Raw genomic sequence first — 19,743 nt, 5'->3', positions numbered from 1 at the left:
ATTATTTTCATATTTACAACTCAATATAATCAGTATGATTTTCTGAAGAATCCACTTTTTGAACTGCTTAAAGTATACTAATATGAATACGAAATAGCTGTATTGATAAACTCTCTAGAACAATAAATATACTGGCTGAAACGGATCTAAATCCGATATTTTTCCCAGTAACATTAATGGTTATTTCTGACAAATGCATTTGTATATCATTGTTTTCAAAAATTTCATCCTCAACCTTTACAATATCTGCTTCACAATCTACTTCTTTAAAAGTTTTCAATAATTTTGTTTCCAATAAACTACAATCAAAGTTCTCATCTTTTATTACGGCAAATTTAACCTTCATATCCATTTCCCCATTTTTAAAAAACTAAAATCATTAAATCAATATAAATATATATTATTCTATTAAATAATTCAAAATATACGCTTCTTACATACATTATTAAAAATCAATTCTAAAGAATTAAATGCAAAAAGAAATTTAGTATTAGGCGTTCCACTAATCTTTGGTATAATTCGTCTCTTAATTATTTTGCTCATTGCGCTTTTTTATTTCCCTCCCTATTTCAACTGAACTTTGTGTAATAATGCATATTTCAAATACATTATTTCCTTTCACTCATACTTTTATCATTGAGTTTTTATTCACAAATTCGTAACACATATATATGAGTTATCATGCTAAAATTAGTTTATTCACAAGAAGAAGTTATTCTTAATAAATCAATAATTTTTAATACCCTGTTTAAAGCCTTGCCCCCCTGCAAGGCTTTTTCCTATTTAACTAGCATAGTATTTTTCGTTATGCATCTCTCCCCTTTGTTCCTTACCCTACAAATAATACTGAATGTTTATTTTAATTTTTCAGCATCGGCACTCGCTCTTTTCGAGAGCTCTTTACCAAATATTCAATCTAATGATAAAATTGACCAAATTAATATTTTCGTCCATTACTGTATCAAAAAGTACAATAAAGTAAAACTTTAATCAGTGGGGGTTTTGTTCATCCCTCACTGATTATCAGCCCTCACCAATCGGGCTTTTACGATTAAGTAAACGCGAGCTTTTTCTTCTATCTACTTACTATTTAAGGTTGATAGTTTAATAACAAAATTTAAAAATTCGACTTAAATTCATTGATGAATGGAGAGGTTTATATGAAATTAAAAGACAAAGTAGCAATCATAACTGGTGGTGCAAGTGGAATTGGCGAATCTACCGTTCGTCTTTTTATCGAAGAAGGTGCAAAAGTAGTTATTGCTGACTTTTCTGAACGTGGAAAAGACCTATCAGATGAATTGAATGCACATGGATATAATACGTTATTTATTAAAACCGATGTAACAAAAGAAGCAGATATTAAACAGCTAATTCATGAGACTGTAAGTACATACGGTAAATTAGATATTATGTATGCCAATGCCGGCGTTGCTGATGATGCACCAGCAAACGAATTATCCTATGAAAAATGGAAAAAAACTATTGATATTAATTTATCTGGGGTATTCCTTTCTGATAAATATTCGATTGAACAATTTCTTAAACAAGGTACAGGTGGTGTCATCGTTAACGCTGGTTCGATTCATAGTTTTGTTTCATTACCTACCCCAACAGCATACTCCTCTGCAAAAGGTGGTGTGAAACTATTAACTCAAAATTTATGTACTGCCTACGCTAAATACGGAATACGTATTAATGCGGTGTGCCCCGGTTATATTGACACCCCTTTACTTGGTAGTGTTAATCCTGAACAGAAAGAATATTTAGCTTCACTTCATCCACAAGGCAGACTTGGAACACCAGAAGAAGTCGCTAAAGCTGTCTTATTTTTAGCAAGTGATGATGCTAGTTTTGTTAACGGTACAACACTTCTTGTTGATGGAGGCTATACTGCATGTTAATTTAAAAATTTTGAAGCCCCCTAAGAAATATATAGTCTTCAATAAAAAAAGCGCCATCACAAGTGAACTGACCCCAAAAAGTTAGACAAAGAAGTTAAGCGACTGATTGGATGTGAGTCCGGTATTGTACTGGACTCATTCCATTTAACTTCACTTTAATTCTTTTGTGATTATAATAATGAATATAATTCTCTAATTCTATCTTAAAATGCTCCATACTTTCAAAATCTTTAAGATAGAATAATTCAGATTTTAATAAGCCAAAGAAGTTTTCTATGACTGCATTGTCCAAACAGTTTCCCTTACGGGACATACTTTGGATAACCTTATGTTTTTTTAGTGATTGTTGATATATCTTCATCTGATAATGCCATCCTTGATCTGAATGAAGAATAGGAGTTTCTCCATCATTTAAGCGTGTAAAGGCTTTATTAAGCATTTTTGATACAAGTGAATACACAGGTTTATTTTCTATATTGTAAGCTATAATCTCCCCGTTATATAAGTCTAAAACAGGAGATAAATATAGTTTTTTACCATGGAGATGAAATTCAGTGACATCTGTTACCCACTTTTCATTAGGCTTAGATGCATTAAATTCACGCTTCAAAATATTCTTTGCGAATTTCCCTACTTCTCCCTTATATGAACGGTATTTTTTTATACGAACCATGCATTTTAATCCAATAATATTCATTAAACGACGAACTGTTTTATGGTTTAATATATATCCACGGTTACGTAATTCTAATGTGATACGACGATAACCGTATCTACCATAATTCTCTTCAAAAATCTCTTGGATTAATTCTTTAATGTTCTTATATTTATCTGGACGTTCCATTTGTTTAATCCAGTAATAGTACGTACTGCGGGCAATACCAGCGATTTTCACAAGATCGATGATTTTGTATTCGTGCCTTAATTCATAAATTACCTGTGCTCTGTCTTGATCTATGATTTGTTCTTTTTCTGAACTAAGGCATTTAACTTTTTTAAATAATCATTTTCCATACGTAAAAGTTCATTTTCTGCTTGTAGTGCTTCTATAGACCCCTCAACTAGCACTGTATCTTTTTTGGGTTGCACCTTAACCTTCTTATTTTTCATAGCTGGACGTCCCTTCCGCTTTGAACGTAGGGCATCCACACCATTTGAATCATAAGCTACTTTCCATCTACGAATTATTTCAGGAGAGGAAATATTAAAAATTGCCGCTGTTTCTCTAATAGATGTCCCTTGCGTATCCATATATTTAAGCACATCTAGTTTATACTGAAGCGAATAAGTTGTATAGCGTTTTTCAAAAGCTTTTTCTCCAAATGCCTCATATTGTTTGATCCACTGATAAATTACACTAGAATGAATCCCTAGAGATTTAGCAAGCCTTTTTCCACCATCTATTCCATTAAAATATTGTTTTACTATCTGTATCTTTTCTTTAGGAGAAAACTTTCCCATAAAAAAATACACCTCCAATTGTTAATTGTGTCTAACAATTGGGGTGCACATCAAAGTGACGGCGCTTTTCTATATAAGAGCAACTAGAAGGTATCCTTCTAGCCTACTCCCATTTATAAGTCCAAAACTGTTCAAGTTGCAGCCATTTTAATGTTGCTGCATCTTTGTTTTTTATTTTTGCATGCGTGTCTTCAAGCATTGCTTCTGTTTGTGAACGGTGCGCACCTAATGCAGTTAATTTATGATCAAATACTTCACTAATGTTATTTACAACATCCGGTTCTCCTAATACTGCTTCACGATTTTTCGTAATCGCAACAGCATGAATAACTGGGCGCTCTTCTTTTGGCATACGTGATACAGCGCGAACGACAGCGCGGCCAAATGCATTATGATCTGGATGTACACCGTGCTCTGGATAAAATGTAATAATTCGAGATGGATTTACTTCTTGAATGATTGCTTCAATTTTGTCAGCAACGAAATCAACATCTTCAAATTCTAACGTTTTATCATGGAAGCCAAGCATTCTTAAATCTTTAATACCCATCGCTTCACAAGCATCTTTCAATTCTTTCTTACGGATATGTGGAATCGTTTCACGGTTAGCGAATACGTTCTTACCCATGTTACGTCCCATTTGTCCTAGAGTACCACATGCATATGTTACAGGTACTCCTTGATCTGTTAATAAGCGAATTGTTCCTCCCGCAGCATATGCTTCATCATCTGGATGCGGAAATACAACAAGTACATGTCTCTCCATAAGTTTCCCTCCTTCTTACTTAAATGGTGTTAAGCTTAACTCAAGTGCAACTGCTAGACGACCTAAATTATCATGTCCAGCTAATAATAAACGCTCTTGATCGTCTACTTCCCAGTGCGTAATACCTTCAGCATATACCCAACCGTGATCCATTTTCAGACCAACTCGGTATGGATTTGTTCCAGTTATCTTCCCGCGTTCAAAACGGATAATCGCATTTCGAATGAAAGCACCAACTGTCATCATCTTTTCATTTATGTGTGATGCATACGCTCCGTTTGTCGTTTCTAAATGAATATATACATCTTTATTTACAAAACGTTCAATTTCATTTTGAATAAGAGAACTATCTTTTACTATTTCCATCGGAATTCACCTCTTTAAACCATTTTACGCAAAAATAATGTAAATTGCTATCTCTATATTAGAGGACAACGCTCACTTTTCCTAATAATTTGCACTGTGTTTTTTATATTTTTTATATGATATGTAAAAAATACATTTTTTCCTTCACTTTGTTAAATAGTTTTCTTTCTTTTTTGAATTTGCTACAATATATTTTATCCCGTATTATTGCAGCGAGATACATTTCGACAATTGAATACATAATTTAAAGAAGGTGACATGATTGGAACAGTCAGCACATGAAGTAGCAAATTGGCAATATTATTTTGCAATTGCCGTATTTTTAATCACGTACGGATTTATTATTTCTGAGAAATTGAATCGTGCTGTAATCGCACTATTCGGTGCTGCTATTATGATTATTTTTGGAGTTGTAGATTTACATACTGCTTTCACATCACATATTCAATGGGAAACGATTACCCTTTTAATTGGGATGATGATTCTCGTACATATTACGAGTCAATCAGGCGTCTTTGAATTTGTGGCCATTAAAGCGGCAAAAGCAGCTGGCGGAAAACCGATTCGCATTTTATTATTACTATCCCTATTAACTGCTGTCGGATCAGCATTTTTGGACAATGTAACGACTGTTTTATTAATCGTTCCTGTTACATTATCCATTACACGTATTTTAAAAGTAAATCCTGTGCCTTATTTGATTTCAGAAGTGCTGTTTTCAAATATAGGCGGAACAGCAACATTAATCGGTGATCCACCTAATATTATGATTGGATCAGCAAACAAGCATTTAGACTTTAACGCCTTTTTACTTAACTTAGCTCCAATCGTAATTATTATTTCTATCGTGACACTTGGCATTATTTACTTCATGTATCGTAACAAACTAAAAACAACACCTGAACAAATCGAAAAACTAATGGCATTAAACGAAAAAGATTACATTAAAGATCAAAGCCTCCTTTTAAAATCTATTTCGATTTTAGGACTAACAATTTTAGGCTTCGTACTTCATTCGATTATTCATGTAGACGCTGCTGTTATCGCGATGACAGGCGCTACACTTCTTATGTTAATCGGCGTGAAAGAACATGATATTGAAGATGTATTTGCCCACGTTGAATGGGTCACCATTTTCTTCTTCGCCGGATTATTTGTTCTCGTTGGCGGGTTAATTGATATCGGACTTATCTCTTCACTTGCAAGAGAAGTAATCGATGTAACAAACGGTGACATCGGATTCGCAGCTATACTTATTTTATGGGTATCTGGCATCGCATCTGCGACAATCGACAACATCCCATTTGTCGCAACGATGATTCCTCTTATTCAAGACTTAGCTACAGGACCTCGGACTATCTGTCGATTCTCCGCAAATCGAAGTACTATGGTGGGCGTTATCTCTTGGAGCTTGCTTAGGAGGAAATGGAACACTAATCGGAGCATCTGCAAACGTAGTCGTTGCTGGTATTGCAAAACGTGAAGGACATGGCTTCTCTTATATGGACTTCTTAAAAATTGGTTTACCATTAACTATTGTTGCACTCTTGTTATCACATGCTTATATATATTTACGTTATTTAATGTAAAAGTTGTATTGCATGAAATTATATCGTCAAATACAAAAGGTTTGCAGCACCAAAATATACCGATAATTGCTAAACCACCTAAAATCATACCACCAATTTGTCCGACAATTGTTGGTGATAATTGAACACCTTTTCTCACTTCAACAACTGGTCTTTCGTGCCTTAGTTGCTGCACTTCACTTTGAAGTTGGTGCACACTTCCGTGTAACTCTTTAATAAGTTCTTTTAATTCGGCGACCTCTTCATTTACTGGTTTTGCCTTTTCTAAATTCATTTTGCATGACTCCTTATAAATTCAATCAACACACTGTAAATTTTCGCCAATTACCATTATATCTCCTGCATACTACATATATAATTTCGAATGTACTTTCTAACCTTGCAGCTCTATCCATTCATCCCGCAATATCCCCATAATCAGACGGTCAAAACACTTCCCATCTCTTTGAACCGCTTCTCTCATACAGCCTTCCATTTGAAAAACCATCTTTTTATACAATGCAATGGCAGGTTTATTATACGAAATAACATCGAGACCGATGCGGTGTAAATTCAATTCATAGAAAGCATACTTTAGAATAAGATGTATTGCTTCTTTCCCATATCCTTTTCCTCTATCATTCGCATCTCCTATACCAATGGCTAATAAACCTGTTCTGTTATTCCACTCTATACCATGAATCGCCACAAAACCAATTAAGCGATCTTCTTGAACTGTCCTTACCATGAAAGAAACACTATTCGATCTCCGTCCTTTTAATAACTCATCACTTGCTATTTCATTTAAAGATTGCGGGAATGCTACATCTGTATCTACATTTCTTAAATACTCACTATCCTCTTGCCACATAGCCATCAATTCAACATCTTTTTCTCTCATAACTGATAATTTAATCGTTTTATTTCGAAAAAGATTCATTGTCATTTCAAAATCCCCCTTTATTACATAATGGGGATAATTGTTTCAGCCCATTTATCCCCTAGTTCCATAAACTGCTTTATAAACGGGATACTTACAATAAGCGCTGACATTGGCACATCTCCTCTACATTGAATTAACTTCATTTTACATTTTTTGTTTTTTCAAACAAACTAATTATAGTTTTCTATCATTTAGAACTATAGTATACTTAATTATTCTTCAGATTATTCAATTAAAACGAAAAATTATAGAAGGTGAAAACATGTTTTATATAAAACAGCTACTCAATTTCACTTATGAACAAGCATTATCCTGTTTGTTCCCGGTTGTTATTTTCTTAACACTAGCCCTTTCAAAAATTGTTTCAATCCCAGGGTTATACCGCTATGATTTCATACTCATCGTATGCCTTCTTATGCAGTGGATTATGTACAAGACGGGTCTTGAAACAAAAGACGAACTAAAAGTAATTACCATCTTCCACCTCATCGGCCTTTTACTAGAAATATATAAAGTACATTTCGGTTCATGGAGTTATCCCGAAGAGGCATATTCGAAGGTTTTTGGAGTTCCGCTATACAGCGGTTTTATGTATGCGAGTGTCGCGAGTTACATATGTCAAGCGTGGAGAAGGTTGCATTTAAAAATGCATCATTGGCCGAAAGCTATTTTTGCCGTGCCGTTAGGAGCTATGATTTACTTCAATTTTTTCACACACCACTTTACATACGATTTTAGATGGATATTAACTTTACTACTATTCATTGTTTTCTCTCGCACATTTGTACAATTTTCATTACAAGGCGTTACATATAAAATGCCACTCGTTCTCTCCTTTTTCCTTATCGGATTTTTCATTTGGATTGCAGAGAACATCGCAACATTTTTCGGAGCATGGCAATATCCAAATCAACGGGAAGCGTGGAATCTCGTTCACTTAAGCAAAATTAGTTCATGGTTTTTACTCGTTGTTATTAGCATTATGATTGTTACACAACTCAAACATTTGAAAGAGTCGAAAAAATAATGCTGATTATGTAAAAATAGTTAGCCCATCACTCATTAGAAAGTGATGGGCTTTTTTACCTTCCTTATTAAAGTAGTTACATATTATGAGCTACTACTAGCAGAAGATGTTGCTGCAGATGAAGCGGCAATCGTTGCCATCATAGCTGCTTGTTGTGCTTGTATGAGGACTTCTATCATAGTTTGTAAACCTGTGTTGGTAGCTTTACTTTCCTCACCTTTCTGACTTACGAACAGTTGAATAGCAATAAGAATATTCGCATCTGCATGCCAACGGAATAATTTCTCCCCCTGCAGTTTTTCAATCAACGCTTTAATAGCATAAATCTCTTTTTCTCCATCTTCAAGTAACGCTAGTAGCCCGATTGCTGGATAATGCATCTGTTTCACTTTTACCTTTTCTTGTTTTAACAAATTCCATATGTTTGTACATGTTGCAACTAACATTTCTTCACGGACATCCTTCTTTAGTGAAAGAATATGACTTAAAAACTGAAGATCATTCCCTTTACGCAAACCAGCTTTCGCTAGTTTCTGATACAGACGTTCTACACGATCCATAAGTGTTTCTACATTCTCTGATTGTCCTGCTAATAAAACCGCGAGCGGATAATCATTTGTACTTGTAAGAAAGAGGTGATCCTTTTTCATGCGTTTATATACTTGCATCGAACGCTGAATGTGCGCGCCATGCTGTTCATTTTCTTCTGTTAAAAGCACAGCTGCTGCGAGATAAGTAAATATACTCCGGCTAAAGCCACTAGTGACCAATTGTTCATATAAATCTAAAAACGTCCGAAAAGCTTTCTTGTAATCTGTAAAGTGAATATCTAATGTTGCGGCCACTACAAAACGATGATAAGACTTTAAGTATGAAAACATCCCTACCTGATTCTTAATATAACTACTAATTTCTAAAAAACGTTCGAGATTAAACAATTTATCACTACCTGCATACATAGCAGCAATCATCATTCCTGTTCGAGAATCACTCGTTTTCCATTTTAGTTCTCCCTTTAACTGTACATATGTATGTTTATATTGCTCCAACTTTTGCTCTAATGTAATCATAGTATTCACCCCTATTTCTAGTTCTTCTCTATTATTATACGTATATTCCATATTTAGGAATACTACAATTAATAATCACACCATAAAAATTATAAAATTCTCTTATCCTTCTTCATCAGCACCACGATGATAATCCCTAATCCTTCAAGAAGTTATACAAAAAAGGTAGATAATAATTTATCTACCTTTTTTGTATATATATTATTTAACATTACAACTGTATTGCTTGTTATATGCAATTAAGACTAAAGAGCTTTAATAATACGTTCCATCGCTTTCATTTGCCCAATATGATCAGCTTCATGATAAAGCATCATACCGTAAAGCTCCCCTACTGTTTCCAATCCTAGGAATGGCTCTGGCAGTTTATTTTCAAATGCTTCTGCTGGAATTTCGTTAATACGTTTTGCTTGTTCTTTTAATTGAGCCGTTAACACTTCTAACGATGGTCCTTCTGTTTTCCATTTAGATGGTCGTGATCCATACCCAAACATACCTGGGTATTCAGTTGGTAATTGTTTGAATTCTTTTCCAAACATGAAAACTTCTGCTGCTGTTAACACGTGACCGATATGCCAACGAATTGTATTGTTAAAACCCTCTGGCTGCGTATCCGCAGTTTTATCATCTAACGTTTCCATAAATTTAAGTAACGCCCCGCGCGTTATTTCAAATTGTTTTAAACCCACTAGTCTATTCATTTTATCGTTCCCCTTCTTGATGTACAATTTATTATGAACTAAGAATGTTCAACTTATTAACGTTTCACCTTGTTTAATCTATCAGAAACAAATAAGAAATACATCTAATATGCTTATTAAAAATAATAAAAAGGTTCACTCCTCGTAAATATAGAATTACTTACTATGTAAATAAAAGAGGAGTGTACTTGCATGTTACATATTTTAAAACAACAATATAATCTTATTAGCTCTACAAGAGAAACTCTATTTTCGTTTTTGGAAGAAATCCCCGTAGAAACATTACATAGCACAGTTCCTAATTTCGGAAGCGGTAGCATTATAAAGACTCATATTCATGTAGCCGATTGCTATCGATACTGGCTTGGATCATTCGCATTTAAACAAAAACGAGCAGATTTTTCATTTGCTAGTGATTATGAAATTGAGCATGCAGATATCACGAAAGTCCGTGCTAGATTTAAGTTAGTAGATGAGACTGTACAACGTTTTTTAGATGAATACAATGACCGTTGGCTCGAAAATATAGCAAATGAAGTGAAATGGCAAAAAGAACCTTGGAGTACAACACCGTTATGGCTTTTAACTCATACAGAGACACATGAGTTTCATCATAAAGGACAAATTGTATCAATGGCTCGTCACCTTGGATACAATCCTCCTGATACAGATCTTAGTTAATTCTAACAACTCAACTACTATAACTGTCGTTAGCATTGTTTATATATGAAAAGGCTCTTCATTCTTTTTGATGTTATTTATAGTTCTGCAATTTTTTTGCGACACAAACTTGTAATATATTTTAATTATGTTTGTGTCGTGTTCTTACTAACTAGTTTCATATCCATAAAAAAATATATTAATATGTTTCCTTTTATAATTTCAGTTACCTAATCAATAAGAGGTTTTTTCTTTTTATTATGAATGTACACAAAATAAACACGAAAATTCCGAAAATAAAAGTTGAAAACGCTGGTAACACTTTATCATTTGGCACGTACACACTCCAAAAAGAATTAAGAAGCGCATGAAAAATTAGACACATAAAAATACTTTTAGTTGCGTTAATAATTGTAGTTAATAAGAAAGATACGGCAATTGTCGTAATTATAAAGGCTAGAAAATCCCTTTGAGTTTGATTCGTGCCCGGAATAAACCATAACGGCCAGTGCCAAATAGCCCATATAATGCTCACAATAATCGTACTAAAAAATTCTGAAAACCTTTTCTGAAGAGCAGGTTGTAAGATTCCTCTCCATCCAATTTCTTCAAGACCTCCACCAATGATCATTATCGGAAAACTCATTAATGCCACGTATAATGGTTTTTGCACTGTTGCTCCACCAAATATCGTTGGAAGATAACAGCTTATAAAAGCTAGAATAATGATTAGAATATACCATGCAAAGTGATGTTTAGGATTTACAATATTTTTAATGAAACTTCTAAACTCCTCTTGTGATCCATATTTTTTCTTTAAACTAATCGCAATGATTGCCGGCATGATCCCACCGAAAACAAATAATATCATTGCAAACGGCGTACCAAATGTCGTAATGTTTAATCTTATCAAGCTAATTAATAACCCCCAAAGTGTCCATGTACCTATAAAAGTACAAATTACATATCGTTTAATATCATTACTCATCTACTTGCCTCCTTTGTTTTAATTAGAGCATAAATTTCGAAGGATGAAAATAAGTTATGTTAAATTATCCCAATACCCGAAAGAAATATCCATACTGAATTAGACCTTTACGAAATATCCCGCTATCCGCTTCACTTCAATCAAAGCTCGAAGTTAGAGTCTTGCTATTCGTTACCACTGAATAAACGAACAAAAAGAGCATGCTTTGAAAACCAGTCAAAACATGCTCTTAAAATATGCTATCTTAAATTTTTTATAATTCCATCAATACCAAATAGTCTCCGCATAATTATAAGCATCGCTATTCGGAATGGCATGTTTCCCCTGTGCTTGCGCTTTTCTTGGATCCAAGTCATATACCATTGGCGTATAGCATGATGTTTGTCCTTTATTTACAACACCATTTCCTCCAGCACTTCCGCAAGTATATGCCTTTCCATCTGTTTTTCTAACAACCCTTGCATCAGCTTCGTTATTATAAACTGCTGGACGAGTTACAGTAACTTTCGCCCAAGCCGTCTTACACGTCGTGCTAAATTTTAATTCTACATAAGAATTTGAATCTATCCATTTCTTCTCTTTCGTTACTGCGGATTGATCACAACTATTATAATAAGGACTTTTCCCATCATATGAATGATCTTCTGCATATGCTTTATCGCTATTAATCGTGCTAAACATACTAGTTACAACGAGTAAAGATAGCAATAAACATGCACTCGTCTTTTTTAAAAGTTTCATATAATTTCACTCCTTTATTAGTAACGTGCTGTTTTCCCGTAACCGTTATTAAACGTAACTGCTTCAGCATCTGCTGTGTATCCGAAATCAGCAGTTAAATCAAATACCATTCCTGTATAAGTGCTCGTTTGACCTGTTTTTATTGTGCCGTTCCCCTGATTAGAAGTAACTGATTTTTGGAATACATCATTTTTGTATTTATTTACAACAGCGTACGCGTACACTCCTCCCGAAACAGCTGGTGCTGGTTGATCTAACACAAACTTAGCCCATGCTGCATGACATTTATTACTGTAACGTAAATACACTGTCCCCACTTTTTTACTACCTTCATAAACTGCTGTAGACTTTGCATTAAATCCATCTGCATCACATGTTGTACTTCCCCCGTATACTTTCGTTGTTGCTGGATTTTTCCCGTCATAATAACTACTTAAATCAGTAGCTGCAAATGTACTTCCTTGAAAACTAAATAATACACCTATACTTGCCGCACTTAACACACATACTTTCATTAACTTTTTAAACATTTTAAATTCCCCCTCACAATAAGTACGTATACTAAAGACAAGCTATACTGCTATGTAAGCCCTCCTTTCACTCTTCCTAGAGGCATCTTACAGAAACGAATAAACGTTGTAAATTCCCTGATGATTATTGGAATATACGAAGAATTTTACTTATCCTTGTAAGAAAAAAAGTTGAGAAATACACATTTTATAGCATTCTATATTTAAAACATAAAAGAACCGATACTTGTTATATTCAAGCATCGGTTCTTTATACAAAATTGCCATTTTTTCTTTTATATAAAATAAATATTTCTCCACTTAATCCGTTGTAAAAAACTCCCTTGTTACATCAATAAATTGCTGCAGTGGTGCTGTCATCCATTTATCTTTATGCCAAGCAATTTGTGTATAAATCGATGAAATTGCATTTTCTAAATGTAACTCTTTTATTGTCCCTTCTCTTATATCTTTTTCTACTACTATCGCTGGTAGAACAGCTATACCTAAATCTGCAATAACACATTGTTTAATTGCCTCGACACTAACGAACTCAATTTTATTTGCTGGATACACATCTTCTGTACGAAATAGTTCTTCAAATAAAGTCCGATACGAGCAGCCTAATTCTGTTAGTAGAAGTGTTTCACTCTCTAAATCTTTTATAGAAACTGAAGGTTGTTCAAGTAAACGATGCGTAGGAGCAGCTACTACTTTTAATTCTTCTTTCATAAGTGGTTCCACATGTAAAACATCTTCTGTTTTACATTCGTCCAAAATAAATGCAAGATCTACTTTCCCCTCCATCAATTGTTCCTTTGCATCTTTATTGGAATGTGCTGGTTTAAATATAAGTTTTATTTGAGGAAATTGTGCTTTAAACCTCTTTAATATAGAAGGCAGTCTGTATGTACATTGACTTTCTTGTGCACCAATTATTAACGTACCTGCTATTTCCTCATCATCTTTCACGGCCGTCTTTGCTTCTTTACTAAGTGCGATTATCTTGTCCGCATATAGTTGAAACTTTCTTCCTGCTTCAGTTAAGAAAAGGCGTTTTCCTAATCTTTCAAATAACGGTGTACCAAGCTCAGCTTCTAACGTTTTAATTTGTGCCGTTACGCTTGATTGGGCAAAATTTAATTTCTTTGCAGTTTGTGTAAAATTCAAAGTGTCTGCTGCTACTTTAAATGTAATTAATTGTTTTATCTCCATTTATCATCCCTCTTTTCAATCGATATTTCCGATTGATTTCATCAAAATAATCCTCTTTGCCTATTGATATTTGTATTGTATGATAAAGAGCATCGACAAACAATACAAATGGAGGGATTCCATATGAAAGCACTTTGTTTCGAACAGTTTGGAAATCCAGATGTACTACAATATAAAGAAATACATGATCCAATCATAAATCCAAATGAAATTCTAGTCCGCACGAAAGCAATCGGATTAAACTTCGCTGATATTTATAGACGCCGCGGCGATTATCATCTTGCTGGCAATCCGCCTTATGTATTAGGTTATGAAGGAGCTGGAATTGTTGAAAAAGTAGGAGCTGACGTTACTACTATCAACCTAGGAGACCGTATTGCATTTGCGGACGTCCCATTTGCAAATGCAGAACTAGTTGCCGTTCCATCTGAAAAAGTAATCCCACTACCAGATTCTATTTCTTTTGAAACAGCTGCTTCTGTCTTATTACAAGGATTAACTGCACATTATTTAACGCAAGATAGCTATCAACTAAAACAAAGTGATATAGCTTTAGTACACGCTGCAGCTGGTGGCGTCGGTCAACTTCTTGTTCAAATGATTAAACTATATGGCGGAAAAGTAATTGGTTTAACGTCATCAAAAGAGAAAGCAAAGATAGCTACATTAGCTGGTGCCGATCACGTATTTTTATATAACGAAGAATGGCATACGAAAGTACTTGAAATGACTAATGGAACTGGAGTAAATGTTGTATATGAATCAGTAGGTTCTACATTAGAGGACAGTTTTAACGCTACTAAAATTGGCGGTACTGTCGTATTTTACGGAATGGCTGGTGGTAATCCTGCGCCAGTTGATCCACGTATGCTTATGGATACTTCAAAAACTTTAACTGGCGGAGACCTTTGGAACGTTCTTACCACTTATGAAGAACGTAAAAAACGATCTACTCAATTATTCGATTGGATCGCAACTGGCAAATTAAACATTGAGTGCCCTACTACATTCTCCTTACAAGATGGTGCTCTTGCACATAAATTATTAGAGAGCAGAAAAAGTACAGGGAAGATTTTATTAATTCCATAATCGTTCCAATAAGAAAAGGAAGCTAGATTTCTCTACCTTCCTTTTCTTATATCTCTTGGAGATTTAATTATATTTCCACACTTTCTTTCCCTTTTGCAACATAACTCATATCTCCAACCGACTCGACTGTATATGTTCCATCTTGGTATACAATCTTCGTCACACTAGCATTTTCCACCCCAAGTTTTGTTTTGCTACTGTCTAACATTTCTATTAAGGTAGTAATCAAAAGCCCATGAACGACAACTAAAACGTTACCGCCACCATTTCCAGCAGCTTCTTCACTAATTTTATCTATCTCAGCTTTTATACGAGTAGAAAATAATTCCCAATCTTCCGCCTGTTTTGTAGGATCTGCTACTCTAATAAGATTAATCACTTCTTGAATAGAAAACTTCATAAGTTCTTCTGGTGATGGAACGCCTGCAGCTTTTCCAACCACATCCCACATATTCTCAAGTTTTTCACCTTCAAAAATACCGAAATTTAATTCTCGCAAATCTTTTCTTTGCTCAAGTTTTAATTTTGATTGCTCACTATATTTTAATACTAAATTAGCAGTTTCAATCGCTCGGCCACTATCACTACTATACGCATTCATAAAATGAATATCTTTTAATCCTGTTCCTAAATTTGTGGCAACTTCAACACCTTTTTCTACTAATGGAGAATCAGCCCAACCTTGCGCGCGATGATTCGTATTTAATATTGTTTTACCGTGTCTTGTAACATATAACGTAACTGCATTCTCATTGCTATCTGTTTCTCGCTTATTCATTCTATTCTCTCCCTTTACGTTTCTATCTCAATTTTACCACCTCAATTATTCATTGAGCAAAATATACGTCAGTAGATCCGCTTAATAAAAAAAGCTATCTTTCTGTATATCCATACAAAAAGATAGCATCTTTTATGATTACATTTCTTAACCGTTACTCCTACTCAGCAAAAGCACTCGAATACTGAACAACTCCTTCTACACCTTGGAGAGCGTTCTCTCTTAGCTCCATCGCCATAAACACTTCTTCAGGCACTTCAAACGGTGCTTTTACATTCCACTCACTTGCTTTCTTAAAACCAAATTTCGGGTAGTACTCTGGATGTCCTAATACTACAACTGATCCGTATCCAAGTTCTTTCGCTTTTTCTAAAGCAGCCGTAATCAGTTTTCCGCCAATTCCTTTCTTCTGATGGCCCCTAGCAACTGAAACTGGCGCAAGTGCTAACGATTCTACAGAAGTTCTATCTTGTTCTATTGTAATTTTTGATAACATAATGTGACCAACTATATCTTCATCTACCGCAACAATTGATAACTCCGGAACAAACGCGTCACATTCTCTAATACGTTTTACAAGTTCATGTTCTGTTTTATCACTAAATTCTTCAAGTAAAAATGCTTCTTTTACGACTTCTTCTGTTTTTCTATAATCATTTTTTTGTTCTTGTCTAATCGTTACCATTTTAACTTATCCTCTATTCTTTCTTATTTCTTTTTGAATTTTACGCAGTGCTTTTTTCGATCCGCGCTCAATATCGTGTTGCATTTTTCTTTCTTTATAATCAACAAATAGTGTATTTAAATCGTACCCTTCTGGATATAACTCCTTCGCTGCTACTTCTAAAGTAATACGTTTTACATTTACTTCAACGAATTCACCGTTATAATATACAACAACGTTATAAAAATTATCTTTTTCCTTATAGATGATACCAAAATCATCATAATCCAATAAATTCACACGATCGCCGATTTTGTACTCATAATGAGATTCTCTTTTTTCTTGTACAAATTTCGGTTTTCTAATTTTACTTTCATTCACTTTTTCTAAAGCGTACTCTTTATTTCCCATGTACTCTTTCGCTCTTTTCAGTACATGTTCTTTTACGCTCATTTTATTCGCAATCCAAAGTGCATTACTTTCCCCTGATTTTCCGATAACTAATTTATAAAGCGGCTCTAACGTTTCACTATTAAATTGCATCGCTGCATTCATAAAGTCATCGTGCATTTCTGAGAAGCGTTTAATTTCTCCGTAATGCGTACTCGCAACGGTAATACATCCCGCAAGGTACAATTCTTCTAAAATAGAAATTGCAAGTGCTGCACCTTCATTCGGTTCTGTACCGCTCCCTATTTCATCAAATAATAGCAACGTATTATTATTTGACATCCTCATAATCTCAGAAAGATTTTTCATATGAGACGAAAATGTACTTAATGCATTTTCAATACTTTGATTATCACCAATATCTACGAATACATTTTCGAAAATAGCGATTTCTGTACCTCTATCTCCTGCAATATGAAGGCCTGACATTGTAGCTAATGTTAACAATCCAATCGTTTTTAACACAATTGTCTTTCCGCCCGCATTCGGCCCTGTAATAATTAAACTACGATACTCTTGACCAATTTTAAAATGTAACGGTACAACTTGCCCTGTTAAAAGCGGATGCTTACAATTCACTAAATGAATGTAGCCATGATCATTTAACTTCGGCTCTATTCCATCAATCGATTTACTAAACTTTGCCTTCGCAAATACCATATCATACTGACTAATTAGCTCCATGTTAATCTTTATACTATAAATGTTTTCTAACACCATTCCTGATAAAGTCGCTAAAATCTGATACTCTTCAACCGCTTCTTCTGCTTTCAAACCTGCTAATTCTGCATTCAATTTCGTAACCGTATGCGGTTCTATAAATACAGTAGAGCCTTTTGCCGAGGCTTCAATAATACTTCCAGCAACTTGATTTTTATAGGAAGATTTAATTGGAATCGTATAACGGTCATCCTTTTTACTAATAAAGAATTCCTGAATGAATTTCTTATTTGCACTACTATTTAAAAATTTCATTAAACGTTCTTTTATTTTCCCATCTACAGAATCAATATTATTTCGAATTCGCTTTAACTCTTTACTTGCAGCTACATCAATACTATTTCCTTTAATTGAAAAGTTAATTTCCTCTTCAATACTTTTATATTCAGTCATTGAATTTGCATAAGAAGCTAATACTGGTGCAAAAAATTCTTTATCTAACATAAACTTTTTAATCTTTCTACATCCACGTAAAAAGTCTGAAACACTTACTAATTCTTCTGGATCTAAAATCATCCCTTTTTCTAATTTTTGAATTGTACTAGCAATATTAGAAATGCCGAAGAAAGGAACATGCCCCTCTGCATCTAATATAGCTCGTGCTTCTGTCGTTTCATTCAAGCGATTTCTCACTACTTTTAGACTCGTACTCGGCTCTAATTTGTTTAATAATTCCTTACCTAATCCACTTACACAATAAGATTTCACTATATCCTTTAATTCGTTATATTGTAACTTTTCAAAAGTCATCGTATTCATTTTGTTTCTCCTCACTATGATTGATTTTTATCATAAATGAAGATACCTACTCATTAGATTCCAATGAGTTCTACATTATTCAATTACCATTTTTATACATTAAAAATATATACAAAAAAGCTGCGGGGATACCGCAGCTTTTACATTTACAAGGCATGTGTAATAACATATGAGGAAATAAGCCATAAAAAAATAGATGGCAGTCCCTTATTACACGCTTTATAAAGTATTGTAGGTATCTTCATAGGTATCGAAATAAATCCATGACAAAGTTAGGGGTATGGTATACATAAAAATCCCCTGTTCTTATCTGACTTATTTCATTAAATTTTTCCTATTTAGTACCTACCGCACTCACAAAAAGCACCTCTCATTAATTTATATTATAGTCATTGAAATCTAATTTATTGAAATCATCATACTATATGTTACGTGAGAAGTAAAGGTGTCATACTTAAGTAGTACGTAACTGTACGCTTCAATATCACTTAAACTAGACCTATATTTGCTGAGGAAAAATTATAGAAGCGGCTCCGCTATTGCGAATGTCATTTACTTCCTCTAATACATTTAATAATTATGACAAGCAATGATAGGAGGTTTACTATATGAATGAAGAATATAATACTTTACATGGACCTGCTCTGGAACCAAATTTAATCGGTCCCACACTACCATCAATTCCACCATTTACTTTCCCTACTGGACCTACTGGAATCACAGGCCCTACCGGTGCGACAGGTTTTACTGGAATCGGAATAACTGGTCCCACCGGGGTTACAGGTCCTACCGGAATCGGAATAACTGGCCCCACTGGGGTTACAGGTCCTGCCGGTATCGGAATAACTGGTCCCACTGGGGTTACAGGCCCTACCGGAATTGGAATAACTGGTCCCACTGGCGCAACTGGTTTAGGGATTCTTCCCGTATTTGGAACAATAACTTCTGAAGTAGGAATCGGTTTTTCAGCAGTAGTTAATACAAATGTCAACTTTACCATTCCAGGACCTGTTAGTGGAACTACTCTAAATCCAGTAGACAACTCCATTACAATTGATACCACTGGTGTATACTCTGTATCCTTTTCAATCGTATTTGTAATACAAGCTATTTCGTCTAGCATATTAAATCTTACAATAAACGATTCCATTCAATTCGCAATTGAAACACGAGTTGGTGGTGCTTCTGGGGTAAGAGCCACATCCGCCAGAACTGATCTATTACCTTTAAACCAAGGAGATGTTCTTCGATTACGAATAAGAGAAGCCACGGGTGACATTATTTATTCCAATGCATCTCTTGTTGTTATAAAGGTCGACTAGTTCTTTTATTACAATAAAGATTCAGGAAAAATAAATATGCAC

General features: G+C 34.4%; 19 protein-coding genes and 2 pseudogenes. 6 read left to right on the top strand and 15 right to left on the bottom strand.

What is annotated here, in order from left to right; all coding sequences use genetic code 11:
* Window positions 1–67: 67 nt before the first annotated feature.
* On the bottom strand, window positions 68–346 hold the full coding sequence (locus MHI28_RS30125) for a hypothetical protein (RefSeq protein WP_000865002.1): 279 nt from the start codon (window positions 344–346) through the stop codon (window positions 68–70).
* Between the two features lie 814 nt (window positions 347–1,160).
* Between MHI28_RS30125 and MHI28_RS30120 the strand changes: the two genes are divergently transcribed.
* Window positions 1,161–1,904, top strand: coding sequence for an SDR family NAD(P)-dependent oxidoreductase (locus tag MHI28_RS30120; RefSeq protein WP_000768007.1), 744 nt, complete (start codon window positions 1,161–1,163; stop codon window positions 1,902–1,904).
* A gap of 94 nt (window positions 1,905–1,998) precedes the next feature.
* On the opposite strand, the gene MHI28_RS30115 is transcribed toward MHI28_RS30120, so the two are convergent.
* The 3 genes from MHI28_RS30115 to MHI28_RS30105 all read right to left on the bottom strand — a co-directional run bounded on the left by MHI28_RS30115 (window position 1,999) and on the right by MHI28_RS30105 (window position 4,497).
* Window positions 1,999–3,365, bottom strand: a protein-coding gene (locus MHI28_RS30115; RefSeq protein ID WP_327947199.1) for an IS3 family transposase whose coding sequence is annotated in 2 segments (ribosomal slippage) — window positions 1,999–2,903 and window positions 2,903–3,365 — 1,368 coding nt in all. Because the reading frame shifts where the segments join, the coding sequence is not laid out codon by codon here.
* 103 nt (window positions 3,366–3,468) lie between these two features.
* On the bottom strand, window positions 3,469–4,131 hold the full coding sequence (gene bshB2 / locus MHI28_RS30110) for a bacillithiol biosynthesis deacetylase BshB2 (RefSeq protein WP_000439483.1): 663 nt from the start codon (window positions 4,129–4,131) through the stop codon (window positions 3,469–3,471).
* Window positions 4,132–4,146: 15 nt separating this feature from the next.
* On the bottom strand, window positions 4,147–4,497 hold the full coding sequence (locus MHI28_RS30105; protein ID WP_000407045.1) for a YojF family protein: 351 nt from the start codon (window positions 4,495–4,497) through the stop codon (window positions 4,147–4,149).
* 262 nt (window positions 4,498–4,759) lie between these two features.
* On the opposite strand from MHI28_RS30105, the pseudogene MHI28_RS30100 reads away from it, so the two are divergent.
* Window positions 4,760–6,086, top strand: a pseudogene (locus tag MHI28_RS30100) (ArsB/NhaD family transporter).
* A 49-nt stretch (window positions 6,087–6,135) separates the two neighbouring features.
* Here MHI28_RS30100 and MHI28_RS30095 read toward each other — a convergent pair.
* Window positions 6,136–6,360, bottom strand: a pseudogene (locus MHI28_RS30095) (hypothetical protein); the annotation flags it as partial.
* Window positions 6,361–6,459: 99 nt separating this feature from the next.
* Window positions 6,460–7,011 (bottom strand): GNAT family N-acetyltransferase, encoded by a 552-nt coding sequence (locus tag MHI28_RS30090; RefSeq protein ID WP_000178512.1) that lies wholly within the window; start codon window positions 7,009–7,011, stop codon window positions 6,460–6,462.
* Window positions 7,012–7,270: 259 nt separating this feature from the next.
* Here MHI28_RS30090 and MHI28_RS30085 point away from each other — a divergent pair, with 259 nt between their 5' ends.
* Window positions 7,271–8,035 (top strand): DUF817 domain-containing protein, encoded by a 765-nt coding sequence (locus tag MHI28_RS30085; RefSeq protein WP_000499395.1) that lies wholly within the window; start codon window positions 7,271–7,273, stop codon window positions 8,033–8,035.
* An 83-nt stretch (window positions 8,036–8,118) separates the two neighbouring features.
* On the opposite strand, the gene MHI28_RS30080 is transcribed toward MHI28_RS30085, so the two are convergent.
* Together MHI28_RS30080 and MHI28_RS30075 are read right to left on the bottom strand one after the other, a co-directional pair.
* Window positions 8,119–9,156, bottom strand: a complete 1,038-nt coding sequence (locus MHI28_RS30080) for a DUF4003 domain-containing protein (RefSeq protein ID WP_002162676.1) — start codon at window positions 9,154–9,156, stop codon at window positions 8,119–8,121.
* A gap of 194 nt (window positions 9,157–9,350) precedes the next feature.
* A complete protein-coding gene (locus MHI28_RS30075; protein ID WP_001081119.1) occupies window positions 9,351–9,806 on the bottom strand; it encodes a DinB family protein in 456 nt (151 codons plus the stop codon).
* Window positions 9,807–9,998: 192 nt separating this feature from the next.
* On the opposite strand from MHI28_RS30075, the gene MHI28_RS30070 reads away from it, so the two are divergent.
* Window positions 9,999–10,487 (top strand): DinB family protein, encoded by a 489-nt coding sequence (locus MHI28_RS30070; protein ID WP_000902412.1) that lies wholly within the window; start codon window positions 9,999–10,001, stop codon window positions 10,485–10,487.
* 205 nt (window positions 10,488–10,692) lie between these two features.
* Here MHI28_RS30070 and MHI28_RS30065 read toward each other — a convergent pair whose 3' ends face one another.
* The 4 genes from MHI28_RS30065 to MHI28_RS30050 all read right to left on the bottom strand — a co-directional run bounded on the left by MHI28_RS30065 (window position 10,693) and on the right by MHI28_RS30050 (window position 13,919).
* On the bottom strand, window positions 10,693–11,454 hold the full coding sequence (locus MHI28_RS30065; RefSeq protein WP_000063848.1) for a CPBP family intramembrane glutamic endopeptidase: 762 nt from the start codon (window positions 11,452–11,454) through the stop codon (window positions 10,693–10,695).
* A 264-nt stretch (window positions 11,455–11,718) separates the two neighbouring features.
* A complete protein-coding gene (locus MHI28_RS30060; RefSeq protein ID WP_000771161.1) occupies window positions 11,719–12,195 on the bottom strand; it encodes a DUF2690 domain-containing protein in 477 nt (158 codons plus the stop codon).
* A 17-nt stretch (window positions 12,196–12,212) separates the two neighbouring features.
* Window positions 12,213–12,725, bottom strand: coding sequence for a YjfA family protein (locus MHI28_RS30055; protein WP_000473731.1), 513 nt, complete (start codon window positions 12,723–12,725; stop codon window positions 12,213–12,215).
* A gap of 300 nt (window positions 12,726–13,025) precedes the next feature.
* Window positions 13,026–13,919 carry a LysR family transcriptional regulator gene (locus MHI28_RS30050; RefSeq protein ID WP_000403874.1) on the bottom strand — a complete coding sequence of 298 codons (894 nt, stop codon included), beginning with the start codon at window positions 13,917–13,919 and terminating at the stop codon, window positions 13,026–13,028.
* Between the two features lie 123 nt (window positions 13,920–14,042).
* Between MHI28_RS30050 and MHI28_RS30045 the strand changes: the two genes are divergently transcribed.
* Window positions 14,043–15,008, top strand: coding sequence for a quinone oxidoreductase family protein (locus MHI28_RS30045; RefSeq protein ID WP_000645236.1), 966 nt, complete (start codon window positions 14,043–14,045; stop codon window positions 15,006–15,008).
* Window positions 15,009–15,075: 67 nt separating this feature from the next.
* Here MHI28_RS30045 and MHI28_RS30040 read toward each other — a convergent pair whose 3' ends face one another.
* The 3 genes from MHI28_RS30040 to MHI28_RS30030 all read right to left on the bottom strand — a co-directional run bounded on the left by MHI28_RS30040 (window position 15,076) and on the right by MHI28_RS30030 (window position 18,379).
* Complete coding sequence (locus MHI28_RS30040) at window positions 15,076–15,786, bottom strand: histidine phosphatase family protein (protein ID WP_001042048.1); 711 nt, start codon at window positions 15,784–15,786, stop codon at window positions 15,076–15,078.
* 160 nt (window positions 15,787–15,946) lie between these two features.
* Entirely contained in the window at window positions 15,947–16,471 is a 525-nt protein-coding gene (locus MHI28_RS30035; protein ID WP_000256475.1) for a GNAT family N-acetyltransferase, read from the bottom strand.
* Window positions 16,472–16,477: 6 nt separating this feature from the next.
* On the bottom strand, window positions 16,478–18,379 hold the full coding sequence (locus MHI28_RS30030) for an endonuclease MutS2 (protein WP_001095201.1): 1,902 nt from the start codon (window positions 18,377–18,379) through the stop codon (window positions 16,478–16,480).
* 608 nt (window positions 18,380–18,987) lie between these two features.
* On the opposite strand from MHI28_RS30030, the gene MHI28_RS30025 reads away from it, so the two are divergent.
* Window positions 18,988–19,701 carry an exosporium leader peptide-containing protein gene (locus MHI28_RS30025; RefSeq protein ID WP_001001586.1) on the top strand — a complete coding sequence of 238 codons (714 nt, stop codon included), beginning with the start codon at window positions 18,988–18,990 and terminating at the stop codon, window positions 19,699–19,701.
* The last annotated feature ends 42 nt before the right edge of the window (window positions 19,702–19,743 follow it).

The organism is Bacillus sp. FSL K6-0268 (genome assembly GCF_038005425.1).
In the GTDB taxonomy this organism is placed as follows: Bacteria; Bacillota; Bacilli; order Bacillales; family Bacillaceae_G; genus Bacillus_A; species Bacillus_A thuringiensis_S.
This window is presented reverse-complemented; position numbering and strand designations above follow the sequence as displayed.